The 14,240-nt window shown below is 45.5% G+C and carries 15 protein-coding genes; 2 read left to right on the top strand and 13 right to left on the bottom strand.

Annotation, left to right across the window (positions count from 1 at the left end):
* Window positions 1-25: 25 nt before the first annotated feature.
* From AAAA78_RS02625 to flgF, 13 genes are all read right to left on the bottom strand, one after another.
* Window positions 26-934, bottom strand: a complete 909-nt coding sequence (locus AAAA78_RS02625; RefSeq protein ID WP_340590163.1) for a C1 family peptidase — start codon at window positions 932-934, stop codon at window positions 26-28.
* A 496-nt stretch (window positions 935-1,430) separates the two neighbouring features.
* Complete coding sequence (gene fliW / locus AAAA78_RS02620; RefSeq protein WP_340590162.1) at window positions 1,431-1,958, bottom strand: flagellar assembly protein FliW; 528 nt, start codon at window positions 1,956-1,958, stop codon at window positions 1,431-1,433.
* A gap of 199 nt (window positions 1,959-2,157) precedes the next feature.
* On the bottom strand, window positions 2,158-2,385 hold the full coding sequence (csrA, locus tag AAAA78_RS02615) for a carbon storage regulator CsrA (protein ID WP_041869353.1): 228 nt from the start codon (window positions 2,383-2,385) through the stop codon (window positions 2,158-2,160).
* Window positions 2,386-2,445: 60 nt separating this feature from the next.
* Window positions 2,446-3,528: a flagellar hook-associated protein FlgL gene (gene flgL, locus AAAA78_RS02610; protein WP_340590161.1), complete on the bottom strand. Its 1,083-nt coding sequence runs from the start codon at window positions 3,526-3,528 to the stop codon at window positions 2,446-2,448.
* Window positions 3,529-3,551: 23 nt separating this feature from the next.
* Window positions 3,552-4,958, bottom strand: coding sequence for a flagellar hook-associated protein FlgK (gene flgK, locus AAAA78_RS02605; protein ID WP_340590160.1), 1,407 nt, complete (start codon window positions 4,956-4,958; stop codon window positions 3,552-3,554).
* A 144-nt stretch (window positions 4,959-5,102) separates the two neighbouring features.
* Window positions 5,103-5,621, bottom strand: coding sequence for a flagellar protein FlgN (locus AAAA78_RS02600; protein WP_340590159.1), 519 nt, complete (start codon window positions 5,619-5,621; stop codon window positions 5,103-5,105).
* 114 nt (window positions 5,622-5,735) lie between these two features.
* Window positions 5,736-6,065, bottom strand: coding sequence for a flagellar biosynthesis anti-sigma factor FlgM (flgM, locus tag AAAA78_RS02595; RefSeq protein ID WP_340590158.1), 330 nt, complete (start codon window positions 6,063-6,065; stop codon window positions 5,736-5,738).
* Between the two features lie 80 nt (window positions 6,066-6,145).
* Window positions 6,146-6,883, bottom strand: coding sequence for a rod-binding protein (locus AAAA78_RS02590; protein WP_340590157.1), 738 nt, complete (start codon window positions 6,881-6,883; stop codon window positions 6,146-6,148).
* Window positions 6,884-7,526: 643 nt separating this feature from the next.
* Window positions 7,527-8,534 carry a flagellar basal body P-ring protein FlgI gene (locus tag AAAA78_RS02585; protein ID WP_340590156.1) on the bottom strand — a complete coding sequence of 336 codons (1,008 nt, stop codon included), beginning with the start codon at window positions 8,532-8,534 and terminating at the stop codon, window positions 7,527-7,529.
* Window positions 8,527-9,285 (bottom strand): flagellar basal body L-ring protein FlgH, encoded by a 759-nt coding sequence (locus AAAA78_RS02580; protein WP_340590155.1) that lies wholly within the window; start codon window positions 9,283-9,285, stop codon window positions 8,527-8,529. Before AAAA78_RS02580 ends, AAAA78_RS02585 begins: the two co-directional genes overlap by 8 nt.
* Before the next feature lie 11 nt (window positions 9,286-9,296).
* The gene (gene flgA, locus AAAA78_RS02575; protein ID WP_340590154.1) at window positions 9,297-10,226 is read right to left on the bottom strand and encodes a flagellar basal body P-ring formation chaperone FlgA; all 930 of its coding nucleotides are present in this window, start codon (window positions 10,224-10,226) and stop codon (window positions 9,297-9,299) included.
* A gap of 3 nt (window positions 10,227-10,229) precedes the next feature.
* On the bottom strand, window positions 10,230-11,015 hold the full coding sequence (flgG, locus tag AAAA78_RS02570) for a flagellar basal-body rod protein FlgG (protein ID WP_340590153.1): 786 nt from the start codon (window positions 11,013-11,015) through the stop codon (window positions 10,230-10,232).
* A gap of 15 nt (window positions 11,016-11,030) precedes the next feature.
* The gene (flgF, locus tag AAAA78_RS02565) at window positions 11,031-11,846 is read right to left on the bottom strand and encodes a flagellar basal-body rod protein FlgF (RefSeq protein WP_295905979.1); all 816 of its coding nucleotides are present in this window, start codon (window positions 11,844-11,846) and stop codon (window positions 11,031-11,033) included.
* Window positions 11,847-12,069: 223 nt separating this feature from the next.
* Here flgF and AAAA78_RS02560 point away from each other — a divergent pair, with 223 nt between their 5' ends.
* Complete coding sequence (locus AAAA78_RS02560; protein WP_340590152.1) at window positions 12,070-13,047, top strand: lytic transglycosylase domain-containing protein; 978 nt, start codon at window positions 12,070-12,072, stop codon at window positions 13,045-13,047.
* Window positions 13,044-14,231, top strand: coding sequence for an aspartate kinase (locus AAAA78_RS02555; protein WP_340590151.1), 1,188 nt, complete (start codon window positions 13,044-13,046; stop codon window positions 14,229-14,231). Before AAAA78_RS02560 ends, AAAA78_RS02555 begins: the two co-directional genes overlap by 4 nt.
* Window positions 14,232-14,240 lie beyond the last annotated feature (9 nt).

Below are 14,240 nucleotides of genomic sequence, written 5' to 3'. Positions count from 1 at the left end.
CTCAGCGTGGGCGAAGTTTAAAAAACTACTTAAAATAAGTAATATCAGCAACGGATTCAAATAAGTCATTTTCGGCAACCCAGATATTTCCTGATTCACACTTTAAAGATTTGTTGTAGCCGTCACAGCTACGTCCAAAAGAATTGCGAATCAGATATTCGCATTTTTTTGTTTTCGCATTAAACTTTCTTCCCACCAAAACACTCGCGTGCATGCCCTCAGCCGTAGGATGTTTTTTCATGATGAGCTTTATAGGATAAGAAATCATCACGGGTTTTTTTTGATCGAATTGATTTTTAATAACTTGCGGTATCTTGGCTTTGTTCGTTTCTGCCGTCACATCGTTTTCATTAAAGCCTGCACTGTAGCGAGTAGGACAGTTTTTACTCTGCAGTTTTGCGACAACTTGCCATGGAGGCTCCGTCGCAATTGTCTTTGCGATCTCTTGCGGAGAACTACTCGGGAAAAACTTTTGATAAGCTTGAGCGGCACCGGCGCAATATTCTTTTCCTCGCCCCGTTGTCTGAATAGATTTCGAGATGCGGAAAAGATTGTAATAAGCTTCGTAGATATCACTTCCTTGATTGACCTCAGAAGGAACGGACGCCTCTGTGCACACACCTTTTTTGGCGGCCATTTTCATTGCCTGCACTGGGACTCCACCGCCGAAAGTAACAATGGGTCCGCTTGTAAGAGAAACGTTTTGCTGACTGATATACTGAGTTGCCATGTCAGAAGCAGAAACGTAAGCGCGGCCTTTGTTTTTAAAAGTAATCATATCCGCCGCAGAAAAAGCATAACACCAACCCACACCGTCTTGATTGCGAATCGGTCCGAAATCTTTACGAAGATCCACGGTTGTGCACGACTCTGCTGTTGCAGCATGTGCGGAATAACTTAAGAATAAAATCAGAACGCTCCAGACCACTCTCATGTATATAATTTTATGTTAACTAGAGTGATGGAGCAAATTTCGCGGACCACGAAAGTAAGAAACCATACTTCTGCACAGTGGAGTAAAAAAGCGGCCTCAAAAACCGCTTCGTCCGTGATAAGTCCCGAGTTTTAAGCTCGACTCGCCCACGAGCCGGAAGCCTATCGAAGTAGCCCTAAGCCCTATGGATAGTTTACCGTCTTAACTGCATGAGCTGACTAAAAGAAACAAAATCAGCACGAGCAGCTTTAGAAATTTCTTAAACTGCCGAAAAGCCTCCTGTGAGGGTTTGCTTTTCATAGAGAGCCTCCTTGTTTAGAGGGGTCTCTCGTCCATAAGAAGGCGGTCTTTGAGGCCGCTTTTCTTTTTTGCAAGAATTACGGCTCGACTTAACAGCAAGAGATTTTCTTAAAACTTAAACGGCAACTGATATTCGGACACAAAATAAAAAGGCCCGGTTTTACCGAGCCTTTTCTTAGTTTTGAATTTTTATATTTTAAAGTTCAGCGTCTTTCACGACGTGCAACTTCGTCGCAACGTCGATACCAGAAGATTGATTCTTGATCGCCACCGCAGGGTTTTGCACCACACGTTGTTGCAACTTCGTGAAGATCGGCTCGCGGATCGCCAAGTTATTGTCTTGAAGAACACATTGACGAGCCATTCTCGCCGCCACATTCACAACAACCGGAGCTTTCAAGTTTGCTGTCATCAAAGTCGGATCATCAGGAATAGTTACGATAGAGAAGTAACGAGCTTTATCTTGAGCCGTTAGTTTCAACGCTTCCAAATCGCTTTTTGTGAGAGTGGCTTTGTATTGAGGAGCGAAAAGTTCCGGCTCTAAAACTGGAAACGCTATTTGAGGCGCTTCACAGCTTTGCAACCATGCAAAGATCTCGTCATTTGGATCATCGAGAAGAACGAACTTGCGCAAATCCGCAAAACCCAGAAGGCCTTCCGGAAACGTCAAAACATCTTCTTGTTTCAGCTCAACTTGGCCGAAGCGCGATGTCGAAATGATCATTCATCCTCCCAAAGATTCAGGATTCACCCATAGTTTAGACACACGAAGGCACTCTGATGGTGAATACATCTATAAATCTGGACCTAAATCTAGGGAGACACAATTAAAATCTAGATGGCATGACGAGACGCTTCAGGCTCTGGAAGCGGAAAAGGGGCCGATGGGACCCCTTTAGAAGTTAGATGTCAAAAATTGGAAATTAAGGCTTCAATAGCTTTGCAACGCTGCGCGTTTTATCAGCAGGGACACTGGCAGACTGTTGGTTCTGTTCTTGGATCGCAACGTAAACTTCTTCACGGTGGATTTTCGTGTCTTTGGGCGCTTCGATACCTAGGCGGACCTGTTTACCCTTGATTTGAACTACTCTAATTTTGATGTGGTCATCGATAGCGATGCTTTCACCCAACTTCCGTGTGAGAACCAGCATGACAACTCCTTTTGCTGCAGTCGTTATCGGTAGTTTTAAGCGGAACTGTAGGTATTATTTTTATCTGAGAAAGTCAAGAAGGCTTGGCTGAATAAGCTTTCCAGACGTTTCGAGGGTCGCTTTTAGGGTGCTATCGGTCTTATTAATATCTGAAATCACCTGGAATGCATCGGCATCCTCAAGCTCTGACGCCGTCACCTTATTGTCCACCACGGCCTTTTGCAGGGAATCCATGGTGTTATTGACGGACATGATTCTGGACCCAACCTCAGAACGCGCCAAAACCACTTGGGAGATAGCCTGATCCAAAGTATCCAAGGTCTCTTGAATGCCGTCTTTATCATTGGTGCGCAAGGAAACTTCCAAATTGCGCAAGGTCGTAAACAAGTTGATTCCTGCTCCACCCGTCACTGGATCTTGCTTATCCATGCGGCTGTTGCGGCGCTCAGAAGCCGGACCGCGAGTCTCCAAATAGTTCTGTTCTAACTCTTGGTTTTGCTCTTTACGCTGAAGTTCTTCTTGTTGGAACTCTTTCAACTGCTCAACATTTGTCGGCGCTTCATAACGAGCGCGCACAATGCCGTCACCACCCAAACCTTTTCCCAAAAACACTTTGTTGCCAGGAATGTTCATCGCAACAAAAGAATCTTTGTGAGTTTGGATCTTCATATCGCCATCGTCACCGAAGTATTCCCCCGCCTGACTGAATGGCATTGTCTGAGTTTTATATCCGCCGAAAATGTATCGCTCACCGAGTTTGCGGTTTCCGATCTGTACAGCTTGATTGTAGATTTGTTCAACCTCAGACGCCGTGACCATGCGGCTTTCTGCATTTCCGCTGGCATCGTTGGATTGGCTGATCGCAAGTTCTTTCGCACGCACCAAGATTTCTGAGAGTTCCCCAAGAGATTGATCCGAGAACTCAAGGAAGGAGCGCGCGTTGTTGATGTTTTTAATAAACTGCGTGTTGCCTCGTTCTTCCGTGCGAGCGGCAAGAACGCGAGCTGATGCTAAAGGATCATCGGAAGGTTTGGTAATACGCTTTTGAGTCGCAGCTTGATTCTGCAAATCAGCCATATCTGATCGATTCTTCGACAGATTCTGATTCACCTGATTGAAAGCCATTTTATCTGCGATTCTCATCTACGTCGTATTCCCTATCCTAATTAGAGGCGTTTAAGGTTCAGTACCGTATCAAACATTTCATCCGCTGTTTTAATAAGTCTTGCGGAAGCATCGTAAGTTTTTTGGAACTCAATCATCTTTGTTGTTTCTTCATCCAAAGAAACTCCGCTGATGCTTTCACGAATGTTCGTCAGTTGGCCCAGAACGTTTTTTTGCGATTCTTGAGCTTTCGCCGCTCTTTGTGCAATCGCACCAATCTGACCGACTTGCGTGTTGTAGTAGTCATCCAAAGTGGAAGAGCCACCGTCCATCACTTGGCGGTTTTGCAAAGAAGAAATCACGTTGGCAACGGTGTTATCACCCGCAGCTCCCGGTTGAGCACCTGCCGCGATTCTGCCGACATCGTTAAAGATTGTTTTATTTAAGTTAATTGTCGCAGCGGCACCCTTCACATCTTCTGGCATATCGAAGAATAAAACGCCCGGGCGACCTGATTTATCAAAACCCTCGATGTGAGCCGCATTGACTTCTTTCGCCAAAGTGTAAGCCATATTGTCGACGTGAGCGAGCATGTCTTCGATGATATGGTCACGCACATCCAAAGCACCACCGATACGACCACCCGTGATTTGCTTTGTGATATTTGCCGGAGCCCCTGTGCCCACGAAGAAAATTTCCAAACGATCACGATCTCCCGTTTCTTGGGCCTTCAATTCAGAAGATCCACTTCCTGAAACCAAGATCCCCGTGCGACCGGCCGTCACTGTGACCATGCCGTCTTTACCTTCCGCCCACGAGATATCGATTTTTTCGCCTAATTTTTTAAGCAAGAGATCACGACGGTCTCTTTCATCGTTGGCCGGAGTATTTTGAATTTCCACCATCTGAACTTTTTCATTCAGAGAGGCAATTTCTTTTGTGATTTGATTGATTTCATCCACGGTCGTTTTGATTTGACCGTCGATGTCTTCCTGAACGTCTTTCAACTGACCGACAACGCGACCGAAATCTTTGGTCAATGCCGCTGCGGATTCACGCACCATTGTACGTGACGCCAAACTTTCAGGATTGTTGGAAAGTTCACGGAACGAGTTGAAGAAATCAGTCATGTACTGATTCAACCCTTTGTTCGCTTGTTCGTTGTAAATCTGTTCAACGCGGCTCAAAGCATTTGTACGGGAATCTTGATATCCCATGCTTGTGCCTTCTTTTTGGATTTGTTTTTCTAACCAAGGATTGTTAACACGAGTCACAACTCCCGCACGCGCACCCATCCCGATCTGAAGATTTCCCTCAGTGATCGGTTGGTTCGTCATGAGTTCGACTCTCTGGCGAGAGAAGCCCTCTGTCGACTTGTTGGCGATGTTATGACCGACCGTTTGCAACGCCGTCTGAGAGTTCATCAGAGAGCGTTTACCCGTATCCATCATAGCCGAGATTTTAGACATCCTGTCTCCTGCTCGGTGGTGCGACCCGAAGTTTCTTTATTTTAAATAAAGAAACTTCTGGTGTACATCCTTCCACTCGTAGCGCCTTTGGGAAGATGGACTTCTTGAGGGCGCTTTTTTCTGGGCGCATTCTGCGCCGTTTTTTTAAGCCTCTTTACTTACGAAGTTACCGGACACTTGGGGGCCTTGTTTGTATTGGCCTTTGCCTCCGTAGGTTTTTTTGCCAGAGAGAGTGTCTTTGATATCATTCAAAGCGCCGTTCAATGTGTTCAGAGCGGACTTTGTGAATTCTTCGTTTTCTTTGTTAATTTCTGTGATTCTTTTGATCAGGATATCGAGAGCTGCGTGTTGTGTGCGCAAACGGTCTGCGGCGGGTGTGCCTGCAAGTTTTTGTGCTAGCTCCAACAAACGTGGATTTTCAACGTCAGCGCCGACCATTGTTGCGAGATCCATGGCATAGCGTGAACGCAAAGAATCTTGAGCGCGAAGTTTGAATAGCAACTCTTCTTTGAGTTTGTTGCTTTCATCCAAGGCTTCACGATCTGCTTTGAGAAGAATTTCTTTTTCTTTGCGTACGATATCGAGAAGAGAACGATAGACCTTTGTAAGTTCTTCGAGATTGGCTTCTAACTTGTGAAACGCTCTTTCTACTGTTGCGTCCATCTTCATCATCCTTGATGCCGCTTACTGCGGTTTAGATTTTATTTTTCAACTTCGAACTTGAAGCTGCTTCAGCCTCCGCGCCCCAGCGCTGCGGCTCTGCCGACTGCCGTCGGTTTAAAACTCCAAATGCTCGTCGACCATTTTGTCGGCGATAGCTTTTGCATCGACTTGGTATTTTCCTTCGTCGATCAATTTTCTGAATTTAGCAACTTTCGCTTCGTCAACGTCAGGAGCAGACATCGCAAGTTCTTTGATGCGTTTTGCTTCTTGTGCGCGAGGAGAAAGTTCAACACGAGAAGATTCGCCAAGTGAAGATGAAGACAACAAATCCGCTTTGTTCGTTGCCGCACCCGTGGCTTTATTTTTTACGCCGTCGGCTTTGTCGGAACGAGCGGAATCAGTAAGATTCAAATTTTGTCCGACTTTATTGTGCGTGATCTTCATTGCGATCCTCCATGCTTTCGAGTGCTAAAAGACACTCTTTTGTTCTTTTCATAGTACCACATTGAGACAGTTACACCAAATCATTCTGAGACAGTTTCTGGTCCAGGTTCTACAGTCCAGTAGAGTGATTTTGCCTCTGAACTTAAAAACCCAAGGGTGTCGCCAGCTTGCAGTTTTTGTCCTGTCGAAACATTCGACACAGCTCCCTTAAAAACCATCTGACTTTTAAGACCATTGTCGTGCCCAATTTCAACGAGAGTTTGATTGTCCACAAGAGAACGTTTCCCAAGGAGAACCCCATCCCATGGGGCTTTCACAGGTTCCTGAGGATTTTTTCCATCAGAAGCGAGAGTTGTTTCATTGAGATTGCGATCGATACGATAAGACACAGATTGTTTTTTACCAGGATGCTGAAACGGCTGAGCACGATACTCACTTTTATTATCCAAAGGAAGTGGCCCTTGAGGTTTAGCAACAGGAGCTTTAATTCCCATAGCCACACCAAATTTATCAACAAGCTGCTTGTAGATAACATCAGAAAGCCCAATGCCCCCACGCTCGCCCCATTTTTCAACATAGTGATCATCAAGCTGCTCTTTAAAAATTTTCTCAGCCTGATTAGATTGCACGAATCCACCTTCATGCACAGTAGACCGCATAGCCTTCATCATCTCCCGAAGAAAATGCTTCTCATACATATCAGAAACTTCCCGAAGCTTCTGATCAGGAGTTTTCTGCTGATGAGGCGCACCCATAAACTTAGAATCAAAAGCCTTAAAATTTCCAGAGCCCCCAGATGCGCCATTAATGTCGCTCATACAAGACTCCCAAGAAAAAATTGAGAACTAAAAAATCGAAAATTAGAAATTAGTGAACAAGAAAAAGGTAGTTGGTACCTTTTAGCCGAAGGCCAGATATCAAAGCGTTCAGAAGTAAACACTTTCAGAGTCAAACCGAGCGCCTGAATCCCACTCAACCCCTTTTTCGCTTCTACAACGAACTTTGTCGTGAGAGGTAAGTGAAGGGTTGCAGCAGCCCTGCGCAAGTTCCGCAGCGCCAAGAAAGAGGTGCAGCAGTACTCAGAAAACAAAAAACGAAAATCCAACAATGCCAAGAAAGACAAAGAAGCGCGAGGACTGTCCGAAGCGAAGGGCTGCTGCAACCCTTCACTTACCTCACACGTAGCAATGTCCGCTGTCGAAAGAAGAGAAAAAAAGGGGAGTTGAGTCGGAGAATCATGCACATCCTGTGCTTGACTCTGAGAGTGTAGCTTCGGCTCATGTTCACCAATCCTTGGTGCGTGCTGACCTATTGCTCCTGTTTCCTGCGAGAAACTTTTGACTCTTGACCTTCCATGGTTCGCGATCTCTTCCTCACCCTCCCCGCGTATCTGGCACATCCATGTGTCAGACACTAATACTTCAATTCTATTAAATACTGTGTCATTTCGAAACACAAATTTCATAATACTTCGAGTTCCCCGTGCAAAGCTCCAGCTGACTTGATGGACTGAAGTATAGTAATCAGGTCCTTTGGCGAGACACCCAGTTTGTTTAGTGCCTGCACAAGTTCCCCAACGCTCACACCTGTGTCGAGAACAGCGACTTTTTCTTCGCTGCCTTTTTTACCGTCGCCCACTTTCACTGCGATAGATCCGTGTGAAATGGCAACTTTTGAAATTTTGACTTTATCTCCAATTACAATAGTTCCTGTTTTTTCATTCACAACCACGCGGGCTTTCATGTCGGGATTGATCTCGATAGATTCAATCGTCGCAAGCAACTCCACACCGCGGTTTTCATAAGCAAACGGAGTGATGATATCAATCGTTCCAGCATCTTTCGCTGTTGCGTAGTGACCGCCAAGTTCTTTATTGATTGTAAGAACAGAGCGCGCCGCTGTTGTGAAATCAGGATTGATCAACGTCAAACGATACATTTTGCGAGAAGAAAAATCCGCCGTCATATCACGCTCAATGATGGCGCCATTCGGAATGCGCCCTGCAGTCGTGTGTGAATCTTTTCCGTCGCCACCGATCACGATGCTTCCTTGTGCGACAGCGTACACTTGTTCATTCGCCGCACGAAGAGGGGCTTGCAACAAAGTACCACCTTGCAAAGAAGATGCATCACCGATTGCACTCACTGTGATATCAATCGGATTTCCCGCTTTACCAAAGGCAGGCATTGTTGCTGTGATAATAACCGCTGCCGCATTTTTGCTGGCAAACTCTGGAGAATCCAATTTCATTCCCAGTTTGTCGAACATGCGCACGACACTTTTACTCATGAATTCATTTTTTCCGTCGCCAGTTCCTTTAAGACCAACAACGATCCCGTAACCAATCAATTGGTTTTCGCGCACACCACGAATGCTTGCGATATCTTTCAAACGAGCCGCATTGGCACCCTCATAGTAACCAAGAATGAACAATGCGATGATAGCGAGGATTTGAAAAATTCTATTCATTGCGTGTCTTTCTGATGCTCACGACATCATATTGAGGATCAAGAAGTTTGTCTGAAGTAATTCCCTGATCGTTGAAATCCTCAGGGCGAATAAGTCCTGTGACGATCACTTTGTATTCACGTTTTCCGATCATGAAAGGTTGTTGGCCTTTCACGCGGTAATTTCCATCGGCTAATTTTTCAATCAAGCGCGTTGGAATGTTTTGCACTTCAGCCAACCCGCCTTCTTCTTTTTCCTCTTTAGCAGGTTCTGGTTTTTTTGCTTCAGAAGCCGGAGCACGAGCGCCTTCTGCATTCGCAGCCAATGAGTTGTTCAACTCAGGTTGCTGTTGCTGCTGTTGTTGCTCTTCCAATTGTTTCAATAATTTTTTGATCACGGAAACTTTTGTTTCCACTTGCTTCATCGCGGGGGCATCCAGTTTCACGTTGAGAAGATCGCCCTCTTTGCGCATTTTGTTTTGTGCAAAAAGATAAGCGCCTTGGCCTTCCATCACCCAAGTGGAACCCGCTGTCGCACCCAAATCAGATTCTTCTTCCATGCGATTGCGAGTCATGCGTTTGTACTGACGATCTGTCGGCACACCCATGTTTTGATTGTCCGAATAACGAGGAGCCGATTTGATACTCTCAAGAGCCGGAGCCTCCGTATTTTTTCCATCCAAAGAAGCCCACAAATCTTTCATCGTTGCACAGCCTGCCGTGGCAAAAACCAAGGCCGCCAAAGAAATAAACTGGATTACTAAAGACTTCATGCTGTCATTTCTCATTGCAACTTCACCACACCTTTTTCAATCACGACGCCAGAGAGTACTTTTTGAGTTTCTGTGTTTTTAACTTTAATCATGTCTCCGACAAAGCCGTTGTCCTCAGCCACCATGTTGACGGAGATTTCAAAGTCTTCGTCGCCTAGCAAGGCCTTAACAATCTGTCCCCTCTTAGCTGCCGGTTCACGTTTGAGATCGGAAGTCCAAATCGGGCTTCCAACGGGAAGAGAGCGAGCGGCCAATTGCCCTTGGATGTCTTCAATGCGAAGTGCGCCATCCTTAGCGTACGTCACATCCGTCATCACCATACGGACATCCTGGGATTGCACCCTCTCTCCTTGTAAGATCAATCGAGTCGTCACCGGGGTTAATTGGGACACACGAATTGTTCCTGAGATCCATTTTAACTGGCGCTGATCGCCATCACGCAGTGGCAAAAGGAATCCACCTTTGGCTGAAAGCTGCGTAAAATCCAGCTCCCACTGTTTTTGCGCGGGAATCGGCGTGCTTTGAATTGTGACTTTGTATTCACATTCATTGCAGCGCGCCTGCAAAGCATTCACGATTTTTCTTTGCACTTCTTCACGAGAAATCGGAGTCGAAGCAAAACTCACTTTCACTTTTGAAGGAATTTTGAAAGACGGATTGAGCTTTTTAAGGTTCTCCTGATCTTTCATGGCCGTACGCACTTTTTCTAAAATTTCTTTAGAGTCCAAGTGTTGAGAAAGCAAAAGCTCACGGGCATCTTCGCGGATCACAACCGTGTCCATCAACGAAAGCAACTCTTCGTTTCCGTTTGTCACTGTCGCAATATCACCTAAGCGCAAAAGCGGACGTTGAGAAATTTCCACGCTGCCGGGAATAGAGATCTCAGGTCTTGCCTGCGCTTGAAGAGTGAATAAGAAAAGAACCGCGAAAATCTTCTTCATCAATTATCTCATATTATTAATAGATTGAAGCATCTGATCTGACGCTTGAATCACTTTTGAATTTGTTTCGTAAGCACGCTGAGACGTGATCATGTTCACCATCTCATCAACGATATTCACGTTACTTGCTTCCAACTGTCCTTGTGCCAAATAGCCTGTGCCATTCAAACCCGGACGAGACGCAATCGCCTGACCGCTGGAAGGAGTTTGCGCAAACAAGTTTTTACCTAGTGCCTTAAGACCCGCTGGATTCACAAAATTTGTAATGTCAATTTGTCCAATAGTTGTTGGAGCGTCACTCAGACCTTGAATCACGCGCACTTCACCGTTGGGAGCGACTTCAATTCCAGAAACATCCGGTGGAACAGTGATCTCGGGTTGCAAAGAGTTTCCATTTTTATCCACGATGCGACCTTGAGGATCTTTTTTGAAGGCACCATCACGAGTGTAAGCCACTTGGCCATCTGGAGTGAGAACTTGGAAAAATCCCGCACCTTCAATTTGAATATCTAAAGGATTCTTTGTGACTTGCGCATTTCCACCGGCGAAATCTTTTTGAATCGCAGCGGTGCGAACACCCAGACCTGTTTGCACACCGTTCGGAGAATACGAATTCATTCCCGTTGCCGTGCCTGGTTCTTTTTGTGTTTGATACATGAGATCTTCAAACTCCGCGCGAGATCTCTTAAATCCGTTAGTTGAAACGTTGGCGATATTATTGGCGATCACATCCATGTTCGTCTGTTGAGCCGCCATACCTGTCGCTGCTGTATTCAAACTCTTAAGCATCTAGGAATCCTTCCCTTAATTAGTCTTTCCAACCACGTTAACCATCTTATCCGCCATTTGGTCGTAGGCGCTGATGGCTTTTTGCGTACTCTCAAAAACACGATTCGTGGAAATCATGTCTGTCATCTCTTGCACGATATTGACGTTAGAAGTTTCAAGGAATCCTTGCTTCAAGCTTGGATTGTTGATGTTTGTCATATCGGGAGTGCTGTTAGCTTTAAATGTATAAAGAGAGCCACCGACTTTTTGTAAAGTGTCGGGATTGTTCACATTCACAAGAGAAAGCTTGCCAATGTTCTCTGTGCCTTCAAACACGTCGCCATTGTCGGCAATCGTAATCGCACCTGAACCTTGCAAACGAATCACACGCGAAGCAGGATCAGCACCCGGTTCACCAGCACGCAAAACAGGATGACCTTCTTTCGTCACAAGCTGACCGTTGCCATCCAATGTAAAATTCCCCGCGCGAGTGAGTTTCACTCCACCAGGAGTTGCCACTTCAAAAAAACCTTTGCCATCAATCGCCACGTCCAAAGCATTGCCCGTGGGTTTCAAACCACCTTGCGAGAAATCAGTGAAGGTTCCCTTTGTGTCGACATAACTCTTGTCGCCACCTTGCATATTATAGAAACTTTCAATCGAAGCGACGTCGCGAGGAATTTGCGTTGTCGTTGGTGGTTTCTCATTGGCCGTCAAATATTCTTGGAAAAGTTGTTGGTCGCGTTTGAACGCAGGAGTATTTACGTTGGCCAAGTTATTGGCGATGGTATCTAACTTTGTACTTTGTGCCATCGCTCCGCTAAGAGCTGTGTAGACGCCTTTTACTGACATGTATACTCCTCCACAACTTGCGTAACAGCAAAGCATGTGCCACGTTTTGACAGGACGGATCTTCGTCTGGGAAAAAGCTTCCAAACTCGACTTTCGCCGTGGAGAAAATTTCTGGCCTCCAGTTTTTTTGCATTTGACCGAGGCATTGACCTTTGTCGATGCAGCCAATGAATTGTCAGTTCTTTGTCGACAGTGTCAAAGAATCGGCTTCATAATGATCTTTATGAGAACGTGGGCCGCATTGCTTTTTCCAATTTTGATGACGTCTTTTTCAGCGCATGCTGAAACTCCGAAAACGGCTCCTGCAGTTCCTGTTACGCCGGTCAACCAAGCACAGACTTTAAAAGAAAAATTAAAATCATTAACGGCGCGATCAACCAATGTTCACTCCGACAATCTGATTTTTGATTTGCCTGTGACTTACAATAAAAAAGTGAGCAAGTGGATTGCTTACTATCAAGGGCCTCGCGGCAATAAATGGTTCCGCGAATGGTTGCAGCGCTCTTACAAGTACATGCCGTTCATTCAAGAAGAATTGAAAGGTGCAAATCTTCCTTTGGATCTTGCCTACATGGTGATGATTGAAAGCGGTTTTGCTCCCAATGCGATCAGCCACGCTGATGCTGTCGGACCTTGGCAGTTTATCGAAGCGACTGGCAGCCGTTATGGCTTAAGCAAAACATGGTGGCTTGATGAGCGCCGTGACCTTAAGAAAAGCACACTCGCTGCAACTCGTTACTTGCGTGATCTCTACAGTGAGTTTGGCTCTTGGTACTTGGTCGCTGCGAGTTACAACATGGGTGAAAATGGATTGCGTCGTCAGATTAAAAAATACGGCACAAAAGATTACTGGACTCTCATAAAACTCAATGCGCTTCCACAAGAGACGCAAGAGTACGTTCCTAAAATCTTGGCCGCGATGCTGATTGCGAAAGCGCCGAACCTTTATGGATTCCGCGACTTAGAAAAGATGGATCCGCTCGAATACGAAGTCGTCGTTGTCCCCGGTGGGACGGATTTGGGACCTCTTGCTGATCATCTTGGCGTCACAAGAAAGTCATTAAAAGATTTGAATGCCGAACTCTATTTAGGTTACATTCCTCGTCAGGTGGAAAAACACTTCATCCGCGTTCCGAAAGGAGCAGGTCGACTTGTTTCTTCCTACGTCTATCAGAATCATAGGAAAGTTGCTTTGGAATGAAACCCTTGATCGTGCAAAAATATGGCGGCGCTACTCTCGCAGATCCTGAAAAAATCAGATCTGTTGCCGCCAGAGTCGCGAATCAATCAAAAGAAAATTCTTTGATCGTCGTTGTGAGTGCCATGGGTAAAACCACAAACTCACTGATTGATTTAGCTAATCAAGTTTCTTCTCATCCCCAACGCCGTGAAATGGATATGCTTCTTACAGTCGGCGAACGAATCAGTATGTCGCTCATGAGCATGGCGCTGAACGATCTTGGCTGCCCTGCCATCAGTTTTACAGGAAGCCAAGCTGGAATCTTTACTGATGACTCTCACGTTAATGCTTTCATCAAAGACGTAAAGCCTTTCCGTGTGGAAGAATCGTTGAAGACCGACAAGGTTGTGATCCTTGCAGGTTTTCAAGGTGTGTCTCCGGCGACAAAAGAAATCACAACTTTGGGTCGCGGAGGTTCCGACACTTCGGCGGTTGCCATGGCGGCGTCTTTTAATGCCGATCGCTGTGAAATCTTGAAAGACGTTCCTGCTGTATTTACTGCTGATCCGAATATCGTCAAAACAGCAAGACCTCTGCAAGAATTGAATTACGATCAATTGATGGAAATGACTTTCTGGGGCGCCAAAGTTTTGCACTACCGCTCTGTAGAACTTGCAAAACTTCGCAATGTCACTTTGTACATCGGCCCGGCTTCTAATAAAACTTCTGACGGCACTCTTGTTAAAAAAGGATTGAATATGTTTGAATCCTGCAAAGCACTCTCTTTAAATTCTCATGAAATGGTTTTAGGAATTCTTTCGAAAGAAAAAAATCCGGCGAAGGCTCTTAAAGAACTACAAACTTTGTTTGATCAAAAACAAATCGCCTTCCCGCAGCTTCTTCACTGCGAGATGAATGCGGATAAATTGGAAATGCTTCTCACCGGTCCTCAAGAAATCGTTCAGGCGATTAAAAAAGAATTGCAGAACCATCCGCAATTTTCTCTCTTACCAACAGATTTCTCCACAGTGACAGTGACTTGCACAGGCGCAACGTCACCTGAAATCACTCAACAAGTTTTAAATGTCTTGGCAGATCGACAGCTGCACAGTCACAAATTGATGATGAGTGCGATGAGTGTCACTGTTCTAGTCGAGGCTCCGATCCGCAAACAAGTGATCGAAAGCCTGCACCAATTGATTTAAGAATTAGAC

Source organism: Bdellovibrio sp. BCCA, from assembly GCF_037996825.1.
Classification (GTDB): domain Bacteria; phylum Bdellovibrionota; class Bdellovibrionia; order Bdellovibrionales; family Bdellovibrionaceae; genus Bdellovibrio.
Note: the sequence above shows the minus strand (reverse complement) of the source record. Positions and strands in the feature narration are given on the sequence as shown.

Coding starts and splice junctions, on each gene's coding strand:
- flgA (WP_340590154.1), bottom strand. CDS start 10,226: ATGAAGAAGATTTTCGCGGTTCTTTTCTTATTCACTCTTCAAGCGCAG.
- AAAA78_RS02625 (WP_340590163.1), bottom strand. CDS start 934: ATGAGAGTGGTCTGGAGCGTTCTGATTTTATTCTTAAGTTATTCCGCA.
- AAAA78_RS02585 (WP_340590156.1), bottom strand. CDS start 8,534: ATGAATAGAATTTTTCAAATCCTCGCTATCATCGCATTGTTCATTCTT.
- fliW (WP_340590162.1), bottom strand. CDS start 1,958: ATGATCATTTCGACATCGCGCTTCGGCCAAGTTGAGCTGAAACAAGAA.
- flgG (WP_340590153.1), bottom strand. CDS start 11,015: ATGCTTAAGAGTTTGAATACAGCAGCGACAGGTATGGCGGCTCAACAG.
- AAAA78_RS02555 (WP_340590151.1), top strand. CDS start 13,044: ATGAAACCCTTGATCGTGCAAAAATATGGCGGCGCTACTCTCGCAGAT.
- AAAA78_RS02600 (WP_340590159.1), bottom strand. CDS start 5,621: ATGGACGCAACAGTAGAAAGAGCGTTTCACAAGTTAGAAGCCAATCTC.
- flgK (WP_340590160.1), bottom strand. CDS start 4,958: ATGTCTAAAATCTCGGCTATGATGGATACGGGTAAACGCTCTCTGATG.
- flgM (WP_340590158.1), bottom strand. CDS start 6,065: ATGAAGATCACGCACAATAAAGTCGGACAAAATTTGAATCTTACTGAT.
- AAAA78_RS02560 (WP_340590152.1), top strand. CDS start 12,070: ATGAGAACGTGGGCCGCATTGCTTTTTCCAATTTTGATGACGTCTTTT.
- flgL (WP_340590161.1), bottom strand. CDS start 3,528: ATGAGAATCGCAGATAAAATGGCTTTCAATCAGGTGAATCAGAATCTG.
- csrA (WP_041869353.1), bottom strand. CDS start 2,385: ATGCTGGTTCTCACACGGAAGTTGGGTGAAAGCATCGCTATCGATGAC.
- AAAA78_RS02590 (WP_340590157.1), bottom strand. CDS start 6,883: ATGAGCGACATTAATGGCGCATCTGGGGGCTCTGGAAATTTTAAGGCT.
- flgF (WP_295905979.1), bottom strand. CDS start 11,846: ATGTCAGTAAAAGGCGTCTACACAGCTCTTAGCGGAGCGATGGCACAA.
- AAAA78_RS02580 (WP_340590155.1), bottom strand. CDS start 9,285: ATGAAGTCTTTAGTAATCCAGTTTATTTCTTTGGCGGCCTTGGTTTTT.